The sequence below is a fragment of the Pseudonocardia sp. TRM90224 genome (genome assembly GCF_021245725.1).
Taxonomy (GTDB): Bacteria; Actinomycetota; Actinomycetes; order Mycobacteriales; family Pseudonocardiaceae; genus Pseudonocardia.
In genome coordinates this window covers 100,150-124,151 of record NZ_JAJGSX010000021.1, presented here as the reverse complement: position 1 = coordinate 124,151, position 24,002 = coordinate 100,150, and the positions used below count along the sequence as shown (strand labels likewise).

Below are 24,002 nucleotides of genomic sequence, written 5' to 3'. Positions count from 1 at the left end.
CGCGCCGCAACGCTGTGCACGGGTGCACCGAGCGGGCCGCCGCTCGTGGGGACGTCGACGGGAAGGCCGCCGCTGATGTACGACTACGACCTGCTGGTGATCGGCTCCGGGCCGGGTGGCCAGAAGGCTGCGATCGCTGCCGCCAAGCTGGGCAAGCGGGTGGCGGTCGCGGAGCGGCGCAACATGATGGGCGGCGTCTGCGTCAACACCGGCACGATCCCGTCGAAGACGCTGCGCGAAGCCGTTCTCTACCTCACCGGTTTCGCGCAGCGGGACATGTACGGCGCCAGCTACCGGGTCAAGTCCGAGATCACCATCGCCGACCTGCTGGCCCGCACGACCCACGTCGTCGGGCGTGAGGTCGAGGTGATCCGCAACCAGCTGCTGCGCAACCACGTCGACATCCTCGGCGGCACCGCCCGGTTCGACGACCCGCACACCGTCACCGTGCAGGGCGAGGCTCGGGGTGACCACAGCACCGTGACCGCCGAGAAGATCGTCATCGCCACCGGGACACGGCCCGCCCGACCCACCGAGGTGGAGTTCGACGACGACAAGATCATCGACTCGGACACCGTGCTGCGGTTGCAGCGGGTGCCCGGTTCGCTCGTCGTCGTGGGCGCCGGGGTGATCGGCATCGAGTACGCGTCCATGTTCGCGGCGCTCGGCTGTCGCGTCACGGTCGTCGAGAAGCGCCCGCAGATGCTCGAGTTCTGCGACCCGGAGGTCGTCGAGTCGCTCAAGTTCCACCTCCGTGACCAGGCCGTGACGTTCCGGTTCGGGGAGGAGGTCGAGAAGGTCCAGGTCGCCCAGAAGGGCACGGTCACCAGCCTCGCCAGCGGCAAGCGGATCGCGGCCGACATGGTGATGTACTCCGCGGGCCGGCAGGGCGTCACCGCGGAGCTCGACCTGGAGAAGGCCGGGTTGAGCGCCGACAAGCGCGGCCGGATCACCGTCGACGGCCACTACCGCACCGAGGTGCCCCACATCTACGCGGTCGGCGACGTGATCGGGTTCCCGGCGCTCGCGGCCACGAGCATGGACCAGGGCCGGCTCGCCGCCTACCACGCCTTCGACGAACCGGCCCGTGAGCTGCAGGAACTGCAGCCGATCGGGATCTACACGGTGCCCGAGATCTCCTACTGCGGGAAGACGGAGGCGGAGCTGACGTCGTCCGCCGTGCCGTACGAGGTCGGCATGTCCCGCTACCGCGAGCTCGCGCGCGGCGCGATCGTCGGCGACTCCTACGGGATGCTGAAGCTGCTCGTCTCGACCGACGACCGCACGCTGCTGGGCGTGCACGTCTTCGGGACGAACGCCACCGACCTCGTGCACATCGGGCAGGCGATCATGGGGTGCGGCGGCACGGTCGACTACCTCGTCGACACGGTGCTGAACTACCCCACGCTCTCGGAGGCGTACAAGGTCGCTGCGCTCGACGTCACCAACAAGATGCGGGCGCTGTCGGTCTTCAGCGGCGACTGAGCGCCGACGGCCGGCTCACTTCAGGTAGCCGATGCCCTTCTGATCCAGCCAGGTCCTCGGGTTGATCTTCTTCCCGCCCGGGGTGACGACCTCGATGTGCAGGTGCGGGCCGGTGGACTGGCCGCGGTTGCCGACCTCGGCGATGACCTGGCCGGCCTGCACCTTCTGGCCCTTGCGGACGAGCGACTTGTTGATGTGGCCGTAGATCGTGATCGTGCCGTCGGAGTGCTGCACGCGGACCCACAACCCGAACCCGCTCGCGGGGCCGGAGTCGATCACGGTGCCGGCCAGCGGGACCTTGATCGGGGTGCCGATCGGCGCTGCGATGTCGAGGCCCTGGTGGGCCGCGCCGGCGCGGAGGCCGAAGCCGGAGGTGACCCGGCCGACGAGCATCTGGATCGCACCGCCGGCGGCGATGCCCGGGCGGGCGGCGGCCTTGGCCTGCTCAGCTGCCTGCGAGGCGGCCGCCGCGGCCGCTTCCGCCTGCACCTTCGCGGCCTGCGCGGCGGCCTGCGCGGCGACTTCGGCTGCGGCCTTCTGCAGGTCGGCGGCCTTCACCAGCTCGGCGGCGTCGGCGACGACCGGTTCGAGGTCGACCGGGGCGACGGCGGGGCCGGCGCCCAAGGACAGGTCGAGCGGCTGCGTGACCGAGGAGACGGGGGCGACCGGGACGGCGGCCTCATCGGTGAGCGCGGCGGCGCCCTGCGCTGCCGATCCGCCGCCGAGCAGCTGCTGGACGCCGAGCCGGAGCTGGTTGGCGCCGTCGGTGGCGGCGGGGAGCGCCTCCGCGAGGGCGTGCTGACCTGCTGCGGCGACCGCGCCGCCGGCGATCGCCATCGCGACGAACCGCGCGGGCATCGAGGACGCCGTCGTCGAACCTGCCAGCGCCTTGAGCGCGGGGAACGGCGAGCTGGGCAGCTTGTGCATCGGGATCGAGCGGACGCCACCGCCACCGACCCCCGCTGCCGCCATCATGGCGGACAGCGGGGGTCCGAGGTGTGCGCGCCGGCCCGAGGGGGAGCGGTGCCGTGCCACGACCTATCCTTCCGGATCCAGCGACCCGGCCGGACGTCCCCGTCGGGGGTTCGGGGCAGATCACCTGGGGCGTGATCCGTGTCCGGGCTGTAACCGGGTCGTTATCGATCCGCCGGCAACGCTAACCGCTCTCGTGCGTCTTTTAACCAAGCGAGGCCAGAACTGAGGCCGCCGGGCCGGCTGGAGCGACGAACGGACGCTTTCGGCGTGTCGTCGCAGACACGCCGAAAAAGCACCGTCCGTTCACCGCAGCGTCGCCACCTCTCCCCCGCCGCGGCGGGGTTCTTGTCGCTCTGCGTGGTCGTTCGTCGGTTGCGGTACCGGCGAACGGGGGATGCCGAGCACCTGTTCGAGGACGAATCCGGGTCGGATCTGCGCCGGACGGCCACCGCCGAAGATCGAGATCAGCCGGCGAGGTCGACGTCAAGAGCCGTCAGTGGCCGGCGTCACACTGCAGGCCGTGTTGACCTTCCCGTTGGGGCAAGGTTCACCCTTGCCGGGCCAGCACGAGGAGGACCGTCGTGGATCTGTTGACGATCGGGGAGTTCGCGCGGCTGTCCCGGCTGTCACCGAAGGCGTTGCGGCTCTACGACGAGCTGGGGCTGCTGCGCCCCGCGCAGGTCGACCCCACTACGGGCTACCGCTACTACCAGCCCGAGCAGCTGGAACGGGCGCGGCTGGTGCTGTGGCTGCGGCGCATCGGCATGCCGCTGGCGACCGTCCGCGAGGTCTGCGACCGCGACCCCGCGTCGGCCGCGGCCGAGATCCGCGCGTTCTGGGCCGAGGTCGAGGAGGACACCGCGGCCAGGAGGGACCTCGTGACCTTCCTCGTCGACCACTTGTCGCGACGAGGTGATCCGGCTCCGGACATCGCGCCCGCCGCTCACCGCTGGGCGATCCGCTACGCCGCGCTGACCGACGCCGGCCGGGTGCGCCCGACCAACCAGGACGCCGTCCTCGCCGGTTCACACGTGCTCGCGGTCGCCGACGGGTTCGGCACCGACGGCGCCGCGGCGAGCACGGCCGCCGTCGACGCGATCGGCGCGCTGGAGTCGACGCCCGTCGCCGCGGACCTGCTCAACCTGCTGGAGGACGCCGCGCTGCAGGCCAACGAGGCGATCCGCGGGATCGCCGAAAGCAGGGCGGGGGTCGGTACGACGCTCACCGCCATGCTGTGGTCCGGCACTCAGCTCGCGCTCGTGCACATCGGCGACTCCCGCGCCTACCTGCTGCGCGACGGCGAGCTGCTGCAGATCACCCACGACCACACGCTCGTGCAGTCGATGGTCGACGACGGCCGCCTCAGCGCCGCGGAGGCGGAGTCGCATCCCCAACGATCGCTCCTGGTCAAGGCGCTCGCGGGCGATCCCGAGAACGCGACGCCCGACCTGCACCTCCACGATGCGCGGCCGGGCGACCGGTACGTGCTGTGCTCCGACGGCCTCTCCGCGGTCGTGCCCGACACCGAGATCCGCGAGCTGCTCTCGGCCGCCGCGTCACCGGAGGATGCAACGCGCGAGCTGGTCGCGGCCGCGATCGGCGCCGGCGGACCGGACAACGTGTCGTGCGTCGTCGCCGACGTGGTCGAGCCGGCCTGGTAGTTGGTCAGCTCACGCCCAGTTCGACCAGCCGCGCGCGGTAGCGCCCGACGTTCGCGATCTTCACGTCCTCGTAGCCGCGGACCAGCTCGGCGGCCTGCGCCGCGGCGACCGCCGTCGGGTGGTTCGCGGTGGTCAGCCCGTCGGCGAGCCGCAGCACCATCGTGCGGTACTCGTCGCGCAGCGCACGTTCCATCCGTCGCACCGCGGTGCGGGCGAACGGGTCGAGCGGGGTGCCGCGCAGCCGCTTCCCACGCGCGAGCAGGCGCAGGACGGGACGCATCCACGGCCCCAGCGCGATCTTCTTCTGCCGCCCCAGCGCCTTGAGCACCGGAGGGTGCAACCGGTAGCGCATGCCGGTGCCGCCGGGCACCTGCTCCGCCAACGTCGCCTCGAACGCGGGTTCGGTGAGCAGGCGGGCCACCTCGTACTCGTCCTTGTAGGCGACGAACCGGTGCAGCCCTCGTGCTACGGCCTCGCTGAACTGAGTGCTGTCCCCGACCTGCCGTTCGGCGCGCCAGGCGGTGAGCACGTCGGCGACGTAGGCCCGTGCTGTGGCTGCCGACTGGTAGTCGACCAGCCGCGCGGCCCGGATCCGCACGAGGCGGCGGGTCTCGCCGGCGAGCTCACCGAGGTCGACCGGCACCGGCGCCTCGGACGGCGTGCGGTGCGGCGGTCGGGTGGCCGCGGCGAACGACCCCGGGTCGGCCACGGCGACCCGCCCCCACCGGAATGCCGCGACGTTGACGGCGACGGCAACACCGTTCAGCTCGATCGCCGCCTCGATCGCGGCGGCCGAGACGGGCAGCGCGCCCGCCTGGTACGCGGCTCCGACCAGCAGGAAGTTCGCCGGCATGGCGTCGCCGAAGAGCGCGACGGCGGCCGACTGCGCGTCGAGCACGATCACGGACCGGGCCGCGCCGGTGATCCGGCGCACGAGCGCATCCCGGTCCGGGGCGGCCACCTCGGCGTCGCGGACCATCGCTCCCGTCGGGACTGCGCTGGTCGACACGACCGCCACCGTCGCCTCCGGCGAGGCGTTGCCGAGGTGGCGGGTGTCGGCGCCGACGAGCACGTCGAAGGCGAGGTAGCACGCGACGCCGCCGGCGACGCGGTTGGCGGGCCCGATGCGGTCGGGCGAGGCAGCGACCCGCAGGTGCGACGTCACCGGCCCGGCCTTCTGCGAGAGCCCGGTCTGGTCGACGCCGTGCACGGTGAGACCGTCGCTGACGGCGGCCGAGCCCAGCACCTGGTTGACCGTGACGATGCCGGTACCGCCGATGCCGGCCATGAAGACGTCGGCCGTGCCCTGCACCGCGAGTCGCGGGACGTCGGGCACGTCAGGGGGCTCGACCCGGGTCCGCGCCGGCCGCGGCGCGCCACCTGCCGGCAGCTCCACCGTGACGAACGAGGGGCAGTCGCCGTCGAGGCACGAGTAGTCGGTGTTGCAGGAGGTCTGGTCGATGCGGGTCTTGCGGCCGAACTCGGTGTCCACCGGCTGCACGGACAGGCAGTTGCTCTTCACCCCGCAGTCGCCGCAGCCCTCGCACACCGCCTCGTTGATCACGACGCGGGTGGGCCGGACGGCCAGCTCGCCACGCTTGCGCAGCCGCCGCGACTCGGCGGCGCAGCGCTGGTCGTAAACGAGGACGGTGACCCCCGCAGTAGCGGCGAGCGTGCGCTGCGCATCGTCGAGCCGGTCGCGGTGCCACAGCTCGACGCCGGGCGGAAGCGCCGGCAGCGCGCGGTACCGCGCCGGTTCGTCGGCGCACACGATGATCTTCGAGACGCCCTCCGCGACGAGCTTCGCCGCCAGCGCGGGCACCTCGAGGCCGGCCTCCGCGTCCTGCCCGCCCGTCATCGCGACGGCCCGGTTGTAGAGCAGCTTGTAGGTGATCGTCACGCCGGCCGCGACACACGCCTGCACGGCCAGCTGCCCGGAGTGCGCGAACGTCCCGTCGCCGATGTTCTGGAAGAGGTGGCCTGCGGTGGTGAACGGCGCCTGCCCGATCCACTGCGCGCCCTCGCCGCCCATCTGCGTGATCGACGAGACCTCGCTCGACGCGCGGTCGGTGAGCGCGACCATCGCGTGGCAGCCGATGCCGCCCGCCCCGACCGACCCTTCCGGCACGACCGTCGAGCGGTTGTGCGGGCACCCGGAGCAGAAGTACGGGGTGCGGCCCACCGGGAGCAGCTCGAGCGCGGGCGGTTCGCGGCAGACCGGCGGGAGCTGCACGCGCTCGGCCAGCACGCGGCGCAGCGGCCCGGCCAGCGCCGTCGCGGTGATCTCGCCCGCGATCGGCACCAGCGGCGCACCTGCGGCGTCGGCGGAGCCGATCACAGCGGGCGCGGCCGGCATCCCGTACAGCGCGTCCCGCACGGCCGACTCGACGAACGGGCTCTTCTCCTCCACGACGAGCACCGTCGAGAGGCCGGCCGCGAACCCGCGCAGCTGCTCGCGGTCGAGCGGATGGATCATGCCGAGCCGCATCAGCCGGATCCCCGCGCGGCGGCAGCCCTCGTCGTCGAGCCCGAGGTCGGCCAGCGCCTGACGGACGTCGGTGAAGGACTTGCCGCCGGCCACGACGCCGAGCCATGCGTCGGGGGTGTCGACCTCGACGGTGTTGATCGGGTTGGCGGCGAGGAACGCGCGCACCATCGCCCAGCGCGGGCCGTACAGCTGCGCCTCGGCCTCCAGCGACGCCGGCGGGATCAGCATCGGGATCTGCTGGCGCTGCCACGGCCGGCCCTCCCACTCCAGCTCGGGCACGGTGATCTGCACCGGCTCGGCACCGCCGACGGTGTAGATGCCGTCCGCGACGTCGGCGACGATCTTCATGCCGACCCACATCCCCGACGCGCGCGAGAGCTCCACCCCGTAGCGGCCCAGTCGCACGATCTCGTCGGCCGTGCCCGGGAACAGCACGGGGAGGCCGTAGCCGGCCAGCGTCCGCTCGCTGATGCAGGGAATGGTCGAGGACTTGCAGCTGGGGTCGTCGCCGGCCAGCACGAGCACCCCACCCTTCGGATGGGCGCCGCACATGTTGCCGTGGCGCATCGGGTCGCCGGCGCGGTCGACACCAGGGCCTTTGCCGTACCAGACACCGATGGCGCCGTCGACCGTCCAGTCGTGGCCGGGCACCTCCAGCTGGCTCCCCCAGACCGCGGTCGCCGCCAGCTCCTCGTTCACGCCGGGGCGCAGCACGAGCCCGGCGTTCTCGCGCAGCTCGGCGGCCTTGGCGAGGGTCTGGTCGAGCCCGCCGAGCGGGCTGCCCTGGTAGCCGGAGACGAACGACGCCGTCCGCAGCCCGGCGGCCGCGTCGGCGGCGTGCTGCTCGACGAGCATCCGGGCGATCGCCTGCACCCCGGTGAGCAGCACCGGGCCGGCTCCGGCCCGATAGCGGTCCGCGAGCGCGAACCCGACGGGAGTGTCCTGCAGCGTCATCGCCACCTCCGGTAACCGGCCTCGGGAACACTCTGCACGACGCGACGGCGACCCGCTCCACTTGCGATCTTCCACACGGGTACGACGGCGGCTCAGAAGGAGCGCGGACGGCGTTGCGGCGGGTACGGTTCTTCTCATCGGGCGGTGGACGGGAGGCACGTTGTTCCGGAGATCGGATCGCCACGACGACGCCCCCGACGAGCGCACGCAGGCCGCTCGGATCGCCGCTACGCAAGGCTTCCTCGCACTCGACGACGAGCAGCGCGCCGCCGCCGACGCCGTCCGCGCCGCCGAGGAGCTCGACGGCACGACCGCGATCCGCTCGATCCGCGCCGCGTGGGAACAGGTGTCGGCGGCCTGCGACCGCGCGACGGAGGCGTACCTCGCGGCGACGCAGGAGTTCCCGCTCGACGGCACCGGCCGGGTTGCGGGCGCACGCGCCGCCGACGAGCGCGCCCTGCGCGACATCGAGGCGGCGCGGGAGGCGATCCGACGCTTCCGCACGTCGCATTCGCGCACCTTGGACGAGGCGACGGCGGCGCTCACCGCGTTGCCGCAGACCGTGCAGGAGGCCAGGGTCGCGCTCGTCGACGCGCGCAAGGCGGTGCAGGACGCGGACGCGTCGGGCATCCGGTCGCGCCGGGCCGTCGACCAGCTGGCGCAGGCCGAAGAGGTGGCGCTGCAGCTGGAGGCGGCCGGCTCGGGGCTGCGGCAGCGGCGCGATCTCGCAAAACGGACGCTGGACCTCGCCCGGTCGGCCGCGACGCTGGCCGCGGAAGCCCCCCGCACGGCCGCGACGGCGCGGGCGTCGCTGACCAGCGTGGCCACGCGCCGTTCGGCGGCGATCACGAAGACCGAGCGGATCGAACCGGCGATGTCGGCGCTGCGCAGGGAGTTCTCCGAGCCCTGCTCCCGCGATCTCGTCGGGTCGGAGCAGATCGCACATGACGCGATCGCGGCCGCCGACGCCGCGATCTCCGCCGCGACGCGGCACGCCGAGCACGGCGAGTGGGACGACGCCGCCGATTCGATCGGTGCGGCCCGCGCGCAGCTGCGGAAGGCCGAGGACAGGCACGACGCCGTCACCGAACGGCTCGCCGAGCTGCGCGCAGTGCGGACCGACCCGTCGAAGCAGGCCACGGACACGCGCTTCGTGCTGCGTGACGCGCAGCGGCTGGTCGTCGACCGCGGGCTGGTCAAGGAGTTCGGCGCCGTCCTCGACGCCCAGTCGGTGCGGTTGGCGAACGCGCAGGAACGCCTCACCGGCGTGCACCCCGACTACTGGCTCTACCTCACCGAGCTGCGCGGGGTGCGGGAGCGCGCGAAGGACGTCGTCGCGGAGGTGCGGAAGGCGACCGCCCGCTGAGCGGGCGTGGTCGGGGCCGCGCCGCCTGGACCTGACCATGGTCCTCCCCGTGGCGGCACGGCCCCTCGCGGCCCCGCTCGCCCGGACTACCTGGCCGGGACGGCGGGAATGGCTGGCAGGGTGTCGATGACACCGTCGGGGAGCGCGCAGGTGATGGCGCCGACCGGTGGCACGCCGTCGACGCCCTGCCGCGGGGCGACGTGCACGGTGCCCTCCGGTTCGGCCAGCTCCCAGCCGGGTTCGGCCGGAACGGCCTCCGCCCGCGGCACGAACCTGACGTCGCCGCCGGCCTCCGACGCCTCGATGGCGTCGGCGCGCTCGATGATCAGCACCCGGCCGTCGGGGCCGCCCTCCTCGCGGATGCGCGCGGCCTCGTCGTCCGACAGCTCACGGACCTCGCCGGCGCGCCCGTCGCACGTGAAGATGCGGGTCTCGTGGGTACCCCGGTCGCCTCGATCGCCGTGGTCGTCGCCGGGGTCGCCGGTCGACGCGAACGCCGCCCCCGACACCCCTACGGTGAGCGCGGCCGCACCGAGCAGCGCGGCGCACAAGCTTCTGATTCTCATGGAACAGCTCCTTTCGCGGACATTGCCGGAGGAGATTCGCGCAGGCGCCCTGAACCCACACTGAAGATCGCCGAACGCGTCTTCAGGTTCGCCATAGGTTGCGGCGGCACACTGATCGTCGTGCGCGTGCTACTGGTCGAGGACGAGAAGCGGCTGACCGACCTGCTCAGGAACGGTCTGTCCGGCGAGGGGTTCGCGGTGGACGTCGCCCACGACGGCCCCGACGGGCTGTGGATGGCGACCGAGAACGCCTACGACGTGATCGTGCTCGACGTGATGCTGCCTCGCATGAACGGCTACACCGTGTGCGCCCGGTTGCGCGCCGCCGACGTCTGGACGCCGATCCTCATGCTGACCGCGAAGGACGGCGTGCACGACGAGGCGGAGGCGCTGGACACCGGCGCCGACGACTACCTCTCCAAGCCCTTCTCCTACGTGGTGCTGCTGGCCCGGCTGCGCGCGCTCGTCCGCCGCGGTGGCCCGGCCCGGCCGGTGTCGCTGGTGGTCGGCGACCTCACCGTCGACCCGGCCGGCCTGCGCTGCCGGCGCGGCGAGACCGACATCCCGCTCACGCCGAAGGAGTTCGCCGTGCTGCACGGACTGGCCCGCCGCCCCGGTGAGGTGGTGTCGAAGGCGGAGCTGCTCGCGCAGGCGTGGGACTTCGCGTTCGACGGCGACCCCAACATCGTCGAGGTCTACATCAGCGCGTTGCGTCGCAAGATCGATGCCCCGTTCGACCGGCGGTCGCTCGTGACGGTGCGCGGCGCCGGGTACCGGTTGGAGGCCTGATGCGGTTCGCGCCGAAGATGTCGGTCCGGTTGCGGGCGACGCTCAGCGCGACCGCCGTGGTGGCGCTGGCGCTCGGTGTCGCCTCGTACGTGCTGGTCGGGGTGCTCAGCCGGACCCTGCAGGACAATGCGGCCGACGCCGCGTTCGCCCGTGCCGACGCCGTGGTCAGCGAGCTGTCCACCGAGCCGGGTGTGGTCGCGACGCCGTCCGCCGGAGTGATCTTCAACCCGGACGTGCAGGTCCGGGGGCGGGTGATGGACGCGACGCCGGTCCAGCAGACGGTCCCCGCGGAGGTGTGGGCGCCGCCGGAGCGGTACCTGGTCGCGGCGCGGACGGCGACGGTCGACGGCGCGCAGCTGATCGTCGAGGCCAGGCAGTCGCTCGACGGGGTGCTGACCGCGCGGGACACGCTGGTGAGCCTGCTCGTACCGGGCATACCGGCGTTGCTGCTGCTGGTCGCGGGGATGACGTGGTTCGCGGTGGGCCGCGCGCTCGCGCCCGTCACGGCGATCCGCAAGGAGCTCGCCGAGATCACCGCGACCGACCTGCACCGCAGGGTTCCGGTGCCGCGCGCCGGCGACGAGGTGGCGCAGCTCGCGACCACGACCAACCACACGCTCGACCGGCTGGAGCAGGCCGTCGAGCAGCACCAGCGGTTCGTCGCCGATGCCGCGCACGAGCTGCGCAGCCCGCTCGCGGTGCTGCGCACCCGGCTCGAGATCGCACCGCAGCAGCCGCTCACGGTGGAGGCCCTCACCGATGTCGAGCGCATTCAGCAACTCGCCAGCGACCTGCTGCTGCTGGCCAGGCTCGACGCGCAGGAACCACCGCCGCGCGACGAGGTGGACCTCGGCCAGATCGCCGCGGAGGAGGCGGTGCGCTCCCGCGACCGCGGCGAGGTCGCGGTGGACCTGCAGATCGCTCCCGGTGTGGTGGTCGCCGGGTCCGCCGACGAGCTGCGCAGGCTGGTGACGAACCTCGTCGACAACGCGGTGCGCCACGCCGCCGGTCGGGTCGTCGTCCGGCTCCGGCCGAGCGGTCCCGATGCCGTGCTCGACGTCGGCGACGACGGCCCCGGCATCCCCGTCGACCAGCGCGAAGCCGTGTTCGGCAGGTTCACCCGGCTCGACGAGGCCCGGGATCGCGACCAGGGCGGCACCGGGCTGGGGCTCGCCATCGCCCGCGACATCACCACCCGGCACAAGGGCACGCTCGCGGTCGTCTCCGGGCCGCCCGGTGGGCACCTGCGCGCCCGGATCCCGCTCCACGCGGCCGTCGTCCCAGGCGAGCCTGCGCCACGAGCGCTACCCGCGTCGCCGGAGTGACGTGCGGGAGGGTCAGGAAAGCCACTTTCCTGACACCACGTTGCATGAAAGTGGCTTTCCTGACGTCCCCCGGCACGCGGTCGTAGTGAGCTACGTCTTGCTGGCCGCGAGCGCTCCGGCCATGCCGAGCAGGACGACGCCGGTGCCGCGGTCCATCCGCCGGCGGGCACGAGCGGTGAGTTTCGCCGCCCGGACGACGGCGCCGATAACGACGTACGCGGTGCCGGCGATCGCCTCCGCGAGCAGGTAGAGCGCGCCGAGCACCGCCAGCTGCACCGTGACGGACCCGCGGGCGGGGTCGGCGAACTGCGGCACGAACGCCGTGAAGATCAGCAGGGCCTTCGGGTTGCTGATCGCGACGAGGAACTCCTTGCGCACCAGCTGCCCGCCGGTGATCGCGACGGGCTCGGCCACCGGCTCCGCCGCGCCGTCGGCGGCGTTCCCCCGGAACGTGGCGATGAGCAGGCGCACCGCGATCCACACCAGGTACGCCACACCCACCCACTTGATCACGGTGAGGGCGATCTCCGACGCGGCGAGCAGCGGCCCGAGCCCCGCCACCACCGCGACGATCATGATGGCGAACGCGCCCAGGCGGCCGGACAGCGCGAGGACGGCCCGCCGCGCGCCGTGCCGCACACCGTGGTGCATGCCGAGCAGGTTGTTCGCTCCCGGTGTCAGCGCGATGACCACGGACGCACCGAAGAACACGGCCAGCCACATGCCGGCGACGGTAGCCGTCGCCGCTACGGGCGGGAACCGGTTTCGGGCCCGGCAGCCGGCACGACAGCCGGCACGACGATGGGCAGGGCCGCTTCGCGCAGGTGGACGACCGCGGGCAGTAGCCCGACCTCGTCACCGTCGGCGCACAGCGGGAGCGGCCGGTCGACGTCGATCGTCACCGACCGCCCGACCGCCAGCTCCACCTCCGGCCGCCGCACGTGGGCGCCCGTCCGTGCCTCCGCGATGAACCGGACCACCGCGGAACGGGGCCCCTCACCGATGACGAGCACGTCGAGGTGCCCGTCGTCGACCACGGCGGGCGGGACGATCCGCAGGCCGTGCCCGTAGCGGCCGGAGTTCGCCACGACCACGCTGCGCGCCTGCAGCGTCCTGGTGACGCCGTCGACGTCGATCGTGTAGGTCGACGGGCGCCAGCGGGTCACCGCGATCACCCCGGCGAGGCGGTAGAGCAGCAGCGCCGGCATCCGGCGGTTGTTGTTGATGATCTGGGTCGCCATCGAGTCGACCCCGACGTAGACGTTGCCGGGCGCGATCACCCCGTTGACGTCCAGCACGTCGATCGCGCGCTCCGGGCCGTCGAGCAGCATCGTGACCAGCGCGGCGGGCCCGGTGGGGACACCGAGCGTGTGGGCGAGGTCGTTGCCCCGCCCCGCGGGCACGATCGCCATCGCGCCCGAGCCCGCGGCGACCACACCACCCGCGACGTCGCGGACCAGCCCGTCGCCGCCGACCGCTACAACCACGTCGCCGCGCCCGGCGGCGACCTCCGCCAGCTCCAAGGCGTGGACGCGGCCGCGGGTGGGCTCGGTGCGGACCGTCGCGCCGCGGTCGCGCAGCCCTGCCGCCACCGGCTCCCACGCCGCTGCGGCCCGGCCGCCGCCGGAGATCGGGTTGACCAGCGCGGTGAACTCGCGCATGTCAGCGGTCGGCCGGGACGAGCACGCCGGGGTTGAGGACGCCGTCGGGGTCGAGCACGCGCTTGACCGCTTGCAGCACCTCGACGGCCAGCGGCCCGACCTCCTCGGCGTAGGCATCGCGGTGGTCGGTGCCGACGCCGTGGTGGTGGCTGATCGTCGCGCCGACCTCCCGGATGGCGGTGTTCGCGGCCGCCTTCGCGCGTGCCCACTTCGCCAGCGGGTCGTCGGACTGCGCGCAGACCACCGTGAAGTAGAGCGACGCGCCCGTCTCGTAGACGTGGGAGATGTGGCAGAGCACGAGCGGGTGCCGGCCCGGCTCGGTCAGCGACTCGGTGAGCGCGGCCGTCACCGCGGTGCGCAGCGAGTGCAGGTTCGACCAGAACGTCGCCGTCTCCAACGTCTCGACGAGCACACCCGCGTCGAGCAGCGGGTCGCGCAGGTAGGGCGCGCGGAAGCGGCCGGCCCGCCACGCGTCGCCCGGCCCGGTGCCCAGCGGCGTGCCGCCGAGCTCGGTGAGCCGCGCAGCCGCGCCGGTCCGGCGGGCCTCGACGACGGCCGGGGTGCCCTCGAACCCGACGATGGCGAGGCAACCACCGGGCCCGGCGCCGATCACGCCGGTCGGGTCGGAGAGGTTGACGGCCGTCTCGGCCTCGTCGGAGAGGCGCAGGACGCTCGGGAGCGGCCCGCCCTGCACGAGACAGCGCAGCGCGTCGGCGCCCTCGGCGAAGGTGGCGAAGCGCCAGCCCTCGTAGATCGTGACGTCGGGAGCGGGCCGCACGCGCACGGTGACGGCCGTGATCACACCGAACGCGCCCTCCGAGCCGAGCACCAGCTGACGCAGGTCGGGCCCGGCCGCCGAGCGGGGCGCGGTGCCGAGCTCGACCGTCCCGCGCGGGGTGGCGAGCACGAGCCCGACCACCATCTCGTCGAACCGGCCGTAGCCCGCGCTCGCCTGCCCGGCCGAGCGGGCCGCGGCGTAGCCGCCGATGCTCGCGCCCTCGAACGACTGCGGGAAGTGCCCGAGCGTGTAGCCGCGCGCGTGCAGAAGCCGCTCCGCGTGGGGCCCGCGCACGCCGGCCTGCAGCGTGGCGGTCCGGCTGACGTCGTCGAGAGCCACCAGTGCGTCGAGCCGGCGGAGGTCCAGTGCGATGACCCCGGTGAAGCCGTCGCGCTGCGGTGCCAACCCGCCGACGACGGACGTCCCGCCGGAGTACGGCACGACCGCGATGCGGCGCCGCGCGCACTCCGCCAGCACGGCGACGACCTCGTCGTGCGAGCCGGGCAGTACAACGGCGTCGGGCGCGTCGGTGGTGTCGCCGGCGCGCAGGCGGAGCAGGTCGGGGGTGGACCAACCGCGCGTGTGCGCGATGCGCGTAGCTGCATCGGTGTCGACGTGCTCGGCGCCGACGAGCTCCGTGAGCGCCCTCACCGCGGCGCCGTCCAGCACCGGTGGCGCGAGCGGGACGTCCTGTGGCTCGATCGGACCGTTCGCCGGCGCCTCCGCACCCAGCAGCGCGAGCGCCTTCACCGCGGCGGCCGGGAGCTCGGCGGGGCGGGTCGGGTCGCCCCAGCGGTACGGGTGGAAATTCACCACCGGGATGTCGGCTTCGCTCATCGGCCGCCTCGCTCGATCTGTTCCTACAGGTCACAAAGCTGATACACTTAACCACATGCTGTCGCAGCGTCGCAATGTTGGCGAGCTGAGAGCTGCCAACGCGATCCCCGAGGAGACCATCCTCGATGCCGCGTACACGCTGCTCCTCTCGATCGGGATGCGCCGGATGACGATGGCCGACATCGCCCGGCAGGCCGGTGTCTCGCGGGCCACCCTGTACCGGCGGTGGGGCGGCGTGCGCGAGGTGATCGGGACGCTCATCACGCGCGAATGGGCCGCGCTCGGCGCAACGGCCTTCCCGCCCGCGGACGTCGGGTCGGCTCGCGCACGGCTCGTCTCGGGCGCGGTCACGATGGTCCGCGCGCTGCGCAACCACGCGATCCTCCGCACGATCGTCGAGCTCGACCCCGAGTTCCTGCTCCCCTACCTGCTGCACCGGCGCGGCACCAGCACCACGCAGCAGCTCGGTGTGCTGGAGGCGGCGATCACCGCCGGGGCCACCGACGGGTCGATCCGGGCCGGCGACGTCGGGCTGCAGGCCAGGACGGTGCTGCTGATCGCGACGTCGTTCGTGCTCAGCGCGCCCGTGTTGCTCGACCCGCCCAGCACCACGGGCCCTGCGATCGACGAGCTCGACCAGGAGCTTCGCTCGGCGCTCGACCGGTATCTCGCGCCGTGATCGGCACCTCGCTCAACGCCCCACGGCGCTCGGCGGAGCTCGACGCGCTGGCCGATCGGCGCGAGCCGGTCGACCTGCTCGTGATCGGCGGCGGGGTGACCGGTGCCGGGGTGGCGCTCGACGCCGCCACCCGCGGGTTGACGGTCGTGCTCGCCGAGAAGCACGACCTCGCGTTCGGGACGAGCCGGTGGAGCTCGAAGCTGGTGCACGGCGGGCTGCGCTACCTCGCGGGCGGCCATGTCGGGATCGCGCACGAGAGCGCCGTCGAGCGCGGCATCCTCCTGCGGCACACCGCCCCGCACCTGGTCAGGGCGCTGCCTCAGCTGCTGCCGCTGCTCCCGGCGACAAACGCGTCGATGGCGGGCGTCGTGCGGGCCGGGCAGCTCGCCGGTGACGTCTTGCGCATCGCCGCCCGCACCCCCGGCCACATGCTGCCGCGCTCACGCAGGGTCTCGGGCACAGAAATGCGGCACTACGCCCCGACCGTGCGCACCGAAGGGCTGCGCGGTGGCCTGCTGTTCTGGGACGGCCAGCTCGTCGACGACGCGCGGCTCGTCGTGGGGCTGGCCCGCACCGCGGCGTCGCACGGCGCGATCGTGCTCACCCGCTGCGAGGCCACGCAGGTCACCGGCCACGGCGCGGTCATCAGGGACGGGCTGACCGGGGCGGAGCTGCCCGTCGCGGCCCGGATGGTGATCAACGCGGCCGGGGTGTGGGCGGGCGGGCTCGCCGAAGGCATCCGGCTGCGGCCGAGCCGCGGCACCCACCTCGTGCTGCCGCAGGCGGCGTTCGCAGGCGACGGACCGGGCCTGCAAGCCGGGCTGACCGTGCCCGTGCCCGGCCGCGTCGGCCGGTTCGTGTTCGCCCTGCCGGCGCTGGACGGCCGGGTCTACGTCGGCATCACCGACGAGGACGCGCCGGGCCCGGCGCCCGACGTGCCGACGGCGTCCGACGCGGAGATCGACTTCTTGCTCTCGACGATCAACTCCGTCCTGCGCGCCCCGCTCACCCGCGCCGACCTGCTGGGCACGTACTCCGGTCTGCGCCCGCTGCTCGACGCGGGCGGCGGAGCCTCGGCCGACGTCTCACGCAAGCACGTCGTCGCGACCGGCGCCGACGGGCTCGTCACCGTCGTCGGGGGCAAGCTCACGACCTACCGGCGGATGGCGCAGGACGCCCTCGACGCGGCGTTGCGGCACAGCCGGATCGTGGCCGGCCCGTGCCGGACTGCACGCCTGCCGCTGGTCGGCGCGAGCGGATCAGCGGATCCAGCAGTAGATCTGGCCCCGGCCCGTCTGGTGCGCCTCTACGGCGCAGAGGCAATGGCGGTGGTGGCCGAGGCCGGCGGCGATCCGGCCCTGCTGGAGCCGATCGCGCACGGCGTCCCGACGACCATGGCCGAGCTACTGTTCGCCGTGCGGCACGAGGGCGCTCTCGACGACGCCGATCTGCTCGACCGGCGCACCCGCATCGGCCTCGACCCGGCCGCGCGGGAACGAGCGCTCCCGGCGGCACGGGCGGCGCTCGCCTTCGCTACCGGGTGAATCAGATGGTGAGCACCAACTTGCCGGTGGTGCGGCCCATCTCCCCCGCCCGATGCGCGACGGCGGCCCGTTCGAGCGGGAACGTCTCCGAGACCAGCACCCGCAGCCGTCGCTCGTCGACGAGCCGCGCGAGGTCCTCGAGCCCGTCGCCGTCGGGCTCGACGAGCATGCCGGTGGCGCGCAGACCGCGGTCGGCGGCCGCCGCCATCGCCGCGGACGACGCCGCGGATGGCAGGCAGATGAGCCGACCGTCGGGGTGCAACACGTCGAGCGAGCGCTGCGCGACCTCCCCGCCGATCAGGTCGAACACCACGTCGACGGGGTCGACGGCCTTCTCGAACGGTTCGGTGCGGTAGTCGACGGCCTCGTCGATGCCCAGGTCGTGCAGCAGGTTGTGCTTCGCACCCGAAGCCGTGCCGATCACGTAGGCGCCGCGTGCCTTGGCGATCTGCACGGCGAGGTGCCCGACTCCGCCCGCGGCGGCGTGCACGAGCACCCGCTGCCCGGGCTGCACGTCGGCGATGTCGACCAGGCACTGCCACGCCGTCAGCCCGGCCAGCGGGAGCGCCGCCGCGGCCTGCTCGGAGAGCCGCGCGGGCCGGTGCGCAAAGTGCCGCGACGGCGCCGTCACGAACTCGGCGTAAGCGCCGGCCTGCCTGGGGAACCAGGGCATCCCGAACACCGAGTCGCCCACGGCGAACCGGGTGACACCCGTCCCGACCGCGTCGACCGTCCCGGCGACGTCCCACCCGAGCGTGAACGGCGGCGGGCCGAGCACCGCGGCCATCCCCGCGCCGGCGCGGGTCTTCCAGTCGACCGGGTTCACCCCGGCAGCAGCGACCCTCACCCTGATCTCCGTAGGCAGCGGCTCCGGGATCTCGGCCTCGCCGATCTCCAGCACCTCCGGTCCACCTGTCGAGAGCTGCGTGACCACGCGCATCGTTCCCACGTGCGATGCCTACCATCGCGGCGCCGGGAACGCGGGACGGGATTCGTCCGACGGGGGGACGGGTGCGGTGAAGCTACCGGCGGCCGCGCACGATGCTCGCGGAGACGCCGCCGATCGCCCAGTCGTCCGGATCGACCTGGACGATCCGGCCCCGGACGAGCCTGCGGTCGGCCCCGACCACGTCGACGAGGACGTCGGTGAGCGCCCCGAGCAGGCGTCTGCGCAGCTCACCGCTGCGGCCTTCGAGCAGCGTGGCGGTGAAATAGGGAGCCTCCGCCCCGGCGACACCACCCGCCGCCCACCGATCCGGCGCATGCGCGGTGACGTACGCGCGGACGCGGTCGATGGGGGTGTCCAGGACCTCGGCGCAGCGGGCGCTCATCGTCTCGAGCAGCTCAGCAAGGTGCGCAGAAGCGTGTTTCCCCTCGACGAGGTGCACTTCGAGGACCGGCATGATTCACACGGTAGAGCCGGCCCGGCACACCGATCATCACGATCCGGCGCCGACTCACCGTTTGCGGTCGCCCTCGATGACTGTGGGCTGCTGGCGTTCCCACTCGATGAAGCGTTCGGTCTCGACGAGGAACGCACCGCCGAGCCACAAGGCGACTGCGGCGTCGTCGCCGAGCCCGAGCAGCGGGATGAACAGCTCCGGCACGAAGTCGACCGGCGACACGATGTAGGCGATGGCCAGCAGGAACATCGTGAGCCGGCCCCAGCCGAGCTGCGGGTAGGCGCCGCTCACCGCGCCGCGGAGCAACCGCGGCAAGGCGCGCAGGCGCTCGCCGAAACCCGGTGCGCCCGGGCGGCTGCCCTGCGAGAGGGCTCGCCAGAGGGCGTGCAGCGCCGCCATGCGGCGGGGTCCGATGCTCGGCATGCACGCTCAACGAGCGACCACACATCCACGTTCCGTCCGGAAGTGCACAGTGTGGGGGTCACAGTGTGGGGGTCACGGTGCGGCACTCCGGAGCCGCGGCGCTACTGTTCGTGCTTGCAGTTGATCGTCTCGGGGAGAAGCTGGATGGGGCGTGTGTCGCGCAGGACCGGACGCCCTGCACCTCTTGTCGTTGCGGTGCTGGGCGCCGGCGTGCTGGTCGCCGCCTGCGGCGGCTCCGTCGCCGACACCGACCGCCCGGCCGGGCAGCAGCGCAACCAGCCGCCGCCGACCCCGTTCTGCGCGGCCGCAGCGGCCAACTCGGACACGCTCGAACCGATGATCGCGTTCGTCAACGGTGGTCCGGCACCCCAACGTCTCGACGACCTGGTCGACGAGCTGCGCCGCACCGGGAGCGAGATGACCATCACTTCGCCCGAGGAGCTGCGCGGCGACGTGCAGCGCCTCATCGACATCCAGAACCTGCAGCTCGACGCGATCGTCGCGGCGGGCGGCGACGCCCGCGCGCTGCAAAGCAACGTCGACCTGCGGGCGAAGGTCACCGCACCGGAGATGAGCGTGGCGCGCCAGCGGGTCTCCGGCTACGTCACGGCCAACTGCGGGATCGGCGCCCGGCCGACCCGCTGAGCCGAACCCGGGGTCAGCGGCCGATGGACCGCTGGGAACGGTTGCGGATCGCCGTGTACGCGGCGGCGCCGACGAAGAGCACACCGCCGATCACGAGAGCCCACACCAGGAACTTGAACACAGCACCCAGCAACGAGAGCGCGATCCACACGGCCAGCGCGATGCCGAGGATCTTCACTATCTTCACAGCTGCCTCACCTTCGCTGATCCACCTTCGGAGCCCACGGAGCCCGACATCATGCTGACGAAGGGGAACCCTCCCGGGTTCCCGGTTCGAGGTAGCTCTCCCACGCGTCGATCGTGACGGTGAGGTCGGCAGCGGCGTCGGCGCCCCAGAGCTCCCGCCCGTCGAACCGCACCGTGTAGAGCCATTCCGGCTGTTCACCGAGCCCGTGCGCGTGTGCGTCGGGCAGGACGTGCACGCCGTGGACCCGCTCGACGACCCCGGCCTTCCCGCGGGCGTACCGGGGCAGGCGGGTGTGCCCGGTGGGGTTGCGCACCACCGTGCGGACGGGCTCGCCGACCGCGAACGCGGCCGGCCGGTGTTCGGGCCGGTCGGCGCGCGTCCCCGTGGCCAGCACGGCAGGAACCTCCGCCGCAGTCAGCACCCGGGCGGGCTCGCCGGGGCCGAGCGCGCGCCGCTGCGCGATCTCCTCGGCGCTGACCAGCCCCGATGACACGAGCAGCCGCTCGAGCCCTTGCACCCAGATCGCGTAGTAGCTCGACGTCAGGTAGACGGCGGGGTGCAGGGTCTCTCGTGCATGGCGGCTCTGGTCGATGTTCCAGCGACCGGGGCGGGCCGCGGCGAGGGTGAGCGCGAGTGCCCTGCGTTCCCAGTCGGCGTGGAACCGCTCGTCCTCCGGTTCGGGCACGACCGGCCCGAAACCCATCATCCCGCCGAGGTCCGCAGCGCCGTTCACGGCGCCGCCAACACGCCGGTGCCGATCATGGAGTCGCGGGTGACGAGCGCGGCGAGCGCCTCGACGTCCCACCCGTCCGTGCCCGGCGGGCGCATCGGCACGACGAGGTAGCGGACCTCCGCCGTCGAGTCGTGCACCGTGATGCGGGTGCCCTCCGGGAGCGTCACGCCGAAGTCGGCGAGCACACCACGCGGGTCGAGCACCGCGCGCGACCGGTAGGGCGCCGACTTGTACCAGGTGGGCGGCAGCCCCAGCACCGGCCACGGGTAGCACGAGCAGAGCGTGCAGACGACGAGGTGGTGCTCGTCGGGGGTGTTCTCCAGCGCGACCATGTGCTCGCCCTGCCGGCCGCCGTAGCCGAGCTCGGCGATCGCGGCGGTGGCGTCGGTGAGCAGCCGTTGCCGGTACTCCGGGTCGACCCACGACAGCGCGACGACGTGCGCCCCGTTGCGCGGCCCGACGTCGCGCTCGTAGGTCGTGATGATCGTGTCGAGCGCGGCGGGGTCGACGTAGCCCTTCTCGACGAGCAGCGACTCCAGCGCCTCGACCCTGAGCGCCATCGTGTTGTCGCCGTGCCCGGCCACCTGCCCGGCCGCCTGCCCCGTGTCGCCCGCTGCCACCCGCCCACCGTAGGCCGTCCCGGCCCCGAAGTTCCCCACTGTTTTGTGCACTTGCGCGCTCAGAAAGCGCGCAAGTGCACAAAACGGTGGGGAGGTGTGTAGCCTCAACCAAGTGGTTGGTGGAGACAGGGTTCGCCGCGACCAACTGGTCGCGGCCGCGTACGCACGGGTGGCCGAGGTCGGCTTCGAGGGTTTGCGACTGCGACAGGTGGCGGGTGATGTCGGGATCGACCACTCGACGTTGCACCACCACATCGCAACGAAGCAGGAGCTGGTCGAGGCCGTCGCCGCATACACGACGAGCCGGTTCTTCGGCACCTCACCGCCGGGCAGCGGGTTGCGCGACCACCTGCGCAACTTGCGGCAGCTGATGGTCGAGGACGCGCAGCTCTTCACGGTGACGGCCGAGCTCGACCTGCGCGCGCAGCGCGACCCGGCGGTCGCCGGGCTGATGCGCCGGATCGAGGAGGGCTGGCGGGAGGCGCTGATCGAACTGCTCTTGCCGCACGTCACCGATCCGGCGGCGGACGCGGAGCTGGTGATCGCGGTGGTCAAGGGGGCGCGGTTCGCGCCCCAGCACGCGCAAGCGGTCTTCGACCGGCTCGAAGACCTACTGCTCGGCAGCGACAGCAACAGCAGCAGTGAAACCAGCAGCGAGAACAAGGGGGAAACAACATGAAGGTGATCGTGATCGGCGGCGGCATCGGCGGTCTGACGCTCGCGCAGGGGCTGCGCGGCACGGGCGTCGAAGTCGAGGTCCACGAGCGCGACAGCGCGCCGGGCGCGCGCTGGGAGGGCTACCGCATCCACATCAACCCGGCGGGCGCACGGTCGCTGCAGACCGCGCTGCCCCCGGACCTGTTCGACACGTTCGTCGCGACGTCCGGGCGCGGTGGCGACTTCGGGTTCCTGACCGAGCAGCTCGCCGAGCTCGTCGTGATCGAGGAGTCGATCATGTATCCGGGCCGGGCCGCGGGCCCCGGTGAGGACCACTACGCCGTCGACCGCGCCACGCTGCGCCGTCTCCTGCTCGCCGGTCTCGACGAAGTGCGGTTCGGCGCGGAGTTCGTCCGCTACGAGCACACCGACGACGGCCGGGTCGCCGCGATCTTCGCCGACGGCCACCGCACCGTCGGCGACCTGCTCGTCGGTGCCGACGGCGCGTCCTCCCGCGTGCGCAAGCAGTACCTCCCGCAGGCCACGCCGGTCGACGCGGAGGTCGTCGGGATCGCGCACAAGGTGTTCATGGACGGGGACACCGACCACATACCGCCCCGCCTGCGCACGGGCATGAACGCAATCGTGGCGAACGGCCCGGTCGGCCTGTTCGCCTCCGCGTACGTCCCACCGGCCGGAGCACTGGCGGAGCTGGAGGCGGCGGTCGGGACGGCACCGGACGTGAGCGACCGCCCGTACGTGCTGTGCGCGCTGCTCGCCGACCCGGCCGCGCTGCCCGACGACGTGACCTCGCTCGACTCCGACGCCATTCGGGTCGCGGTCGACGTCCTGATCTCGCACTGGCACCCGGCACTGCGCCGGCTGCTGGCGGAGTCCGAACCCGCGGCGCGCAGCGCGCGGCGGTTCACGGCGTCGCCGGCACTGCCGCCGTGGACCCCGACCAACGTGACGCTCCTCGGCGACGCCGCGCACACCATGCCGCCGATCGGCGGGCTCGGCGGCAACGCGGCCATGCGCGACGCGGTGCTGCTCACCCAGCAGCTCGGTGCGGCGCAGGACGGCCGGCGCCCACTGCTCGACGCCGTCGCCACCTACGAGGAAGGGATGCGCGAACACGGGTACGCCGCGGTCGCGGAGGCTCTCGCGGGCCGCAAGCAGCTCATCGGCGGGAACGCGATCGGCACGGCCGCGGCGCGGGCCTTCTTCCGCTTGTGCCAGGCGGTGCCGCCGTTGCGGCGGCGCAGCTTCGGCGAGTGGGCGGCACCGACCAAGCCGTTGAGCTGGGAGCGTCGTCAGACGCCTGTGACGCAGCTCACGTAGTCGAACGACAGTTAGCGATATATCGTGATGGCACACGAGCTGCTCAGTGCTATCGGAGCACGGAGGGCTCAGAGACTGAGGAGAACACTCATGAACGCCATCAACACCCCCTGGGAGCACCCGATGAGCGGCTGGTCGCGCCGGATGCGCGCACCCTTCGCCGCCATGGCGGCCGGCATGGACGTCCCGCACGGCCGTGGCCCAGGCACCGGGGACGCCGACGACGGACCGCATCCCGAAGATCTCCGGGACCGCCTCCGGCGCGGACCGGGAAGGCGGGGCCGCCGCGGCGGACCGCCGTTCGGTCCCGGCCCCGGCGGCTTCGGCCCCGGGTTCGGCCCGGGCTTCGGTCCGGGACGCCACGGCTTCCCCGGCCCTCGCGGCCGCGGCCGTGGCCGGCGCACCGCACGCGGCGACATCCGCATCGCGGTGCTCGCGCTGGTCGCGGAGCAGCCGCGGCACGGCTACGAGATCATCCAGGAGATCGCGGACCGCACCGGTGGCGCCTGGCGCCCCAGCCCCGGCTCCGTCTACCCCACGCTCTCGCAGCTGGAGGACGAGGGCCTGGTCCGGATCGAGAAGGCCGAAGGCCGCCGGGTCGTGCAGCTCACCGAGAGCGGCACGGCGTACGTCGAGGAGCACCGCGCCGAGCTCGACGCGGTATGGGAGTCGGTCGGCCGCGGTGCCGCCGATGACGAGTCGACGGAGCTGTGGGAGCAGCTGGGCCAGCTGAACGCGGCCGCGCAGCAGGTCATGGGCGCAGGCACGCCGGAGCAGGTCACCGCGGCGTCGGCAGCGCTCGCCGAGGCCCGCAAGACGATCTACCGGCTGCTCGCGGAGTAGCCGACCGCCACCACGTGGAACAGGCCCCCGGCGCGTGCACCG

At 73.1% G+C, this 24,002-nt stretch carries 23 protein-coding genes; 11 read left to right on the top strand and 12 right to left on the bottom strand.

From position 1 onward, the window contains the following. Positions 1 to 75: 75 nt before the first annotated feature. On the top strand, positions 76 to 1,485 hold the full coding sequence (sthA, locus tag LL648_RS26420) for a Si-specific NAD(P)(+) transhydrogenase (RefSeq protein ID WP_232665456.1): 1,410 nt from the start codon (positions 76 to 78) through the stop codon (positions 1,483 to 1,485). Between the two features lie 15 nt (positions 1,486 to 1,500). Here the strand turns inward: sthA and LL648_RS45375 are convergent, their stop codons facing one another. After that, a complete protein-coding gene (locus LL648_RS45375; RefSeq protein ID WP_232665428.1) occupies positions 1,501 to 2,520 on the bottom strand; it encodes a M23 family metallopeptidase in 1,020 nt (339 codons plus the stop codon). A 521-nt stretch (positions 2,521 to 3,041) separates the two neighbouring features. Here LL648_RS45375 and LL648_RS26410 point away from each other — a divergent pair. Then, entirely contained in the window at positions 3,042 to 4,121 is a 1,080-nt protein-coding gene (locus tag LL648_RS26410) for a MerR family transcriptional regulator (protein WP_232665427.1), read from the top strand. A 4-nt stretch (positions 4,122 to 4,125) separates the two neighbouring features. On the opposite strand, the gene LL648_RS26405 is transcribed toward LL648_RS26410, so the two are convergent. Further along, positions 4,126 to 7,563: an indolepyruvate ferredoxin oxidoreductase family protein gene (locus LL648_RS26405; RefSeq protein ID WP_232665426.1), complete on the bottom strand. Its 3,438-nt coding sequence runs from the start codon at positions 7,561 to 7,563 to the stop codon at positions 4,126 to 4,128. Between the two features lie 160 nt (positions 7,564 to 7,723). Between LL648_RS26405 and LL648_RS26400 the strand changes: the two genes are divergently transcribed. Next, positions 7,724 to 8,929 (top strand): hypothetical protein, encoded by a 1,206-nt coding sequence (locus tag LL648_RS26400; RefSeq protein ID WP_232665425.1) that lies wholly within the window; start codon positions 7,724 to 7,726, stop codon positions 8,927 to 8,929. Between the two features lie 86 nt (positions 8,930 to 9,015). Here LL648_RS26400 and LL648_RS26395 read toward each other — a convergent pair whose 3' ends face one another. Beyond that, the gene (locus tag LL648_RS26395) at positions 9,016 to 9,495 is read right to left on the bottom strand and encodes a hypothetical protein (RefSeq protein ID WP_232665424.1); all 480 of its coding nucleotides are present in this window, start codon (positions 9,493 to 9,495) and stop codon (positions 9,016 to 9,018) included. Positions 9,496 to 9,615: 120 nt separating this feature from the next. Here LL648_RS26395 and LL648_RS26390 point away from each other — a divergent pair, with 120 nt between their 5' ends. Both LL648_RS26390 and LL648_RS26385 read left to right on the top strand, forming a co-directional pair. Next, positions 9,616 to 10,284, top strand: a complete 669-nt coding sequence (locus LL648_RS26390; RefSeq protein ID WP_232665423.1) for a response regulator transcription factor — start codon at positions 9,616 to 9,618, stop codon at positions 10,282 to 10,284. After that, positions 10,284 to 11,609, top strand: coding sequence for a sensor histidine kinase (locus LL648_RS26385; RefSeq protein WP_232665422.1), 1,326 nt, complete (start codon positions 10,284 to 10,286; stop codon positions 11,607 to 11,609). Before LL648_RS26390 ends, LL648_RS26385 begins: the two co-directional genes overlap by 1 nt. 90 nt (positions 11,610 to 11,699) lie before the next feature. Here the strand turns inward: LL648_RS26385 and LL648_RS26380 are convergent, their stop codons facing one another. Genes LL648_RS26380 through LL648_RS26370 form a run of 3 tightly spaced genes read right to left on the bottom strand, consistent with a single transcriptional unit; the run spans position 11,700 to position 14,885 of the window. Then, positions 11,700 to 12,332, bottom strand: a complete 633-nt coding sequence (locus tag LL648_RS26380) for a LysE family translocator (RefSeq protein WP_232665421.1) — start codon at positions 12,330 to 12,332, stop codon at positions 11,700 to 11,702. A gap of 23 nt (positions 12,333 to 12,355) precedes the next feature. Further along, entirely contained in the window at positions 12,356 to 13,270 is a 915-nt protein-coding gene (locus LL648_RS26375) for a diacylglycerol/lipid kinase family protein (RefSeq protein ID WP_232665420.1), read from the bottom strand. Position 13,271: 1 nt separating this feature from the next. Then, on the bottom strand, positions 13,272 to 14,885 hold the full coding sequence (locus LL648_RS26370; RefSeq protein WP_232665419.1) for an FAD-binding oxidoreductase: 1,614 nt from the start codon (positions 14,883 to 14,885) through the stop codon (positions 13,272 to 13,274). A gap of 55 nt (positions 14,886 to 14,940) precedes the next feature. Here LL648_RS26370 and LL648_RS26365 point away from each other — a divergent pair, with 55 nt between their 5' ends. Both LL648_RS26365 and LL648_RS26360 read left to right on the top strand, forming a co-directional pair. Next, positions 14,941 to 15,564, top strand: a complete 624-nt coding sequence (locus tag LL648_RS26365; RefSeq protein WP_232665418.1) for a TetR/AcrR family transcriptional regulator — start codon at positions 14,941 to 14,943, stop codon at positions 15,562 to 15,564. Further along, the gene (locus tag LL648_RS26360; protein WP_232665417.1) at positions 15,561 to 17,108 is read left to right on the top strand and encodes a glycerol-3-phosphate dehydrogenase/oxidase; all 1,548 of its coding nucleotides are present in this window, start codon (positions 15,561 to 15,563) and stop codon (positions 17,106 to 17,108) included. The genes LL648_RS26365 and LL648_RS26360 overlap by 4 nt, the downstream gene beginning before the upstream one ends. Before the next feature lies 1 nt (position 17,109). On the opposite strand, the gene LL648_RS26355 is transcribed toward LL648_RS26360, so the two are convergent. From LL648_RS26355 to LL648_RS26345, 3 genes are all read right to left on the bottom strand, one after another. Next, positions 17,110 to 18,048 carry an NADP-dependent oxidoreductase gene (locus tag LL648_RS26355; protein WP_232665455.1) on the bottom strand — a complete coding sequence of 313 codons (939 nt, stop codon included), beginning with the start codon at positions 18,046 to 18,048 and terminating at the stop codon, positions 17,110 to 17,112. A gap of 82 nt (positions 18,049 to 18,130) precedes the next feature. Next, positions 18,131 to 18,511, bottom strand: a complete 381-nt coding sequence (locus LL648_RS26350; RefSeq protein WP_232665416.1) for a tautomerase family protein — start codon at positions 18,509 to 18,511, stop codon at positions 18,131 to 18,133. 54 nt (positions 18,512 to 18,565) lie between these two features. Then, positions 18,566 to 18,934, bottom strand: a complete 369-nt coding sequence (locus LL648_RS26345; RefSeq protein ID WP_232665415.1) for a YkvA family protein — start codon at positions 18,932 to 18,934, stop codon at positions 18,566 to 18,568. Between the two features lie 144 nt (positions 18,935 to 19,078). On the opposite strand from LL648_RS26345, the gene LL648_RS26340 reads away from it, so the two are divergent. Next, complete coding sequence (locus LL648_RS26340) at positions 19,079 to 19,579, top strand: hypothetical protein (RefSeq protein WP_232665414.1); 501 nt, start codon at positions 19,079 to 19,081, stop codon at positions 19,577 to 19,579. A 13-nt stretch (positions 19,580 to 19,592) separates the two neighbouring features. Here LL648_RS26340 and LL648_RS26335 read toward each other — a convergent pair whose 3' ends face one another. The 3 genes from LL648_RS26335 to nthA are packed head-to-tail and all read right to left on the bottom strand — an operon-like array spanning position 19,593 to position 21,059. Further along, positions 19,593 to 19,766 (bottom strand): hypothetical protein, encoded by a 174-nt coding sequence (locus LL648_RS26335; protein WP_232665413.1) that lies wholly within the window; start codon positions 19,764 to 19,766, stop codon positions 19,593 to 19,595. 49 nt (positions 19,767 to 19,815) lie between these two features. Beyond that, on the bottom strand, positions 19,816 to 20,499 hold the full coding sequence (nthB, locus tag LL648_RS26330) for a nitrile hydratase subunit beta (RefSeq protein WP_232665412.1): 684 nt from the start codon (positions 20,497 to 20,499) through the stop codon (positions 19,816 to 19,818). Beyond that, positions 20,496 to 21,059, bottom strand: coding sequence for a nitrile hydratase subunit alpha (gene nthA / locus LL648_RS26325; protein ID WP_232665454.1), 564 nt, complete (start codon positions 21,057 to 21,059; stop codon positions 20,496 to 20,498). The genes nthB and nthA overlap by 4 nt, the downstream gene beginning before the upstream one ends. Before the next feature lie 172 nt (positions 21,060 to 21,231). Here nthA and LL648_RS26320 point away from each other — a divergent pair, with 172 nt between their 5' ends. The 3 genes from LL648_RS26320 to LL648_RS26310 all read left to right on the top strand — a co-directional run bounded on the left by LL648_RS26320 (position 21,232) and on the right by LL648_RS26310 (position 23,960). Further along, a complete protein-coding gene (locus LL648_RS26320; RefSeq protein ID WP_232665411.1) occupies positions 21,232 to 21,798 on the top strand; it encodes a TetR/AcrR family transcriptional regulator in 567 nt (188 codons plus the stop codon). After that, a complete protein-coding gene (locus tag LL648_RS26315) occupies positions 21,795 to 23,117 on the top strand; it encodes an FAD-dependent oxidoreductase (RefSeq protein ID WP_232665410.1) in 1,323 nt (440 codons plus the stop codon). The genes LL648_RS26320 and LL648_RS26315 overlap by 4 nt, the downstream gene beginning before the upstream one ends. A gap of 90 nt (positions 23,118 to 23,207) precedes the next feature. Continuing rightward, the gene (locus LL648_RS26310) at positions 23,208 to 23,960 is read left to right on the top strand and encodes a PadR family transcriptional regulator (protein ID WP_232665409.1); all 753 of its coding nucleotides are present in this window, start codon (positions 23,208 to 23,210) and stop codon (positions 23,958 to 23,960) included. Positions 23,961 to 24,002: the final 42 nt, after the last annotated feature.

What these genes read in the sequence shown, in the direction of transcription:
- sthA (WP_232665456.1), top strand. Translation starts at nt 76, where the DNA reads ATGTACGACTACGACCTGCTGGTGATCGGCTCCGGGCCGGGTGGCCAG.
- LL648_RS26405 (WP_232665426.1), bottom strand. Translation starts at nt 7,563, where the DNA reads ATGACGCTGCAGGACACTCCCGTCGGGTTCGCGCTCGCGGACCGCTAT.
- LL648_RS26395 (WP_232665424.1), bottom strand. Translation starts at nt 9,495, where the DNA reads ATGAGAATCAGAAGCTTGTGCGCCGCGCTGCTCGGTGCGGCCGCGCTC.
- LL648_RS26385 (WP_232665422.1), top strand. Translation starts at nt 10,284, where the DNA reads ATGCGGTTCGCGCCGAAGATGTCGGTCCGGTTGCGGGCGACGCTCAGC.
- LL648_RS26380 (WP_232665421.1), bottom strand. Translation starts at nt 12,332, where the DNA reads ATGTGGCTGGCCGTGTTCTTCGGTGCGTCCGTGGTCATCGCGCTGACA.
- LL648_RS26375 (WP_232665420.1), bottom strand. Translation starts at nt 13,270, where the DNA reads ATGCGCGAGTTCACCGCGCTGGTCAACCCGATCTCCGGCGGCGGCCGG.
- LL648_RS26370 (WP_232665419.1), bottom strand. Translation starts at nt 14,885, where the DNA reads ATGAGCGAAGCCGACATCCCGGTGGTGAATTTCCACCCGTACCGCTGG.
- LL648_RS26365 (WP_232665418.1), top strand. Translation starts at nt 14,941, where the DNA reads ATGCTGTCGCAGCGTCGCAATGTTGGCGAGCTGAGAGCTGCCAACGCG.
- LL648_RS26355 (WP_232665455.1), bottom strand. Translation starts at nt 18,048, where the DNA reads ATGCGCGTGGTCACGCAGCTCTCGACAGGTGGACCGGAGGTGCTGGAG.
- LL648_RS26350 (WP_232665416.1), bottom strand. Translation starts at nt 18,511, where the DNA reads ATGCCGGTCCTCGAAGTGCACCTCGTCGAGGGGAAACACGCTTCTGCG.
- LL648_RS26345 (WP_232665415.1), bottom strand. Translation starts at nt 18,934, where the DNA reads ATGCCGAGCATCGGACCCCGCCGCATGGCGGCGCTGCACGCCCTCTGG.
- LL648_RS26340 (WP_232665414.1), top strand. Translation starts at nt 19,079, where the DNA reads ATGGGGCGTGTGTCGCGCAGGACCGGACGCCCTGCACCTCTTGTCGTT.
- nthA (WP_232665454.1), bottom strand. Translation starts at nt 21,059, where the DNA reads ATGGCGCTCAGGGTCGAGGCGCTGGAGTCGCTGCTCGTCGAGAAGGGC.
- LL648_RS26315 (WP_232665410.1), top strand. Translation starts at nt 21,795, where the DNA reads ATGAAGGTGATCGTGATCGGCGGCGGCATCGGCGGTCTGACGCTCGCG.
- LL648_RS26310 (WP_232665409.1), top strand. Translation starts at nt 23,208, where the DNA reads ATGAACGCCATCAACACCCCCTGGGAGCACCCGATGAGCGGCTGGTCG.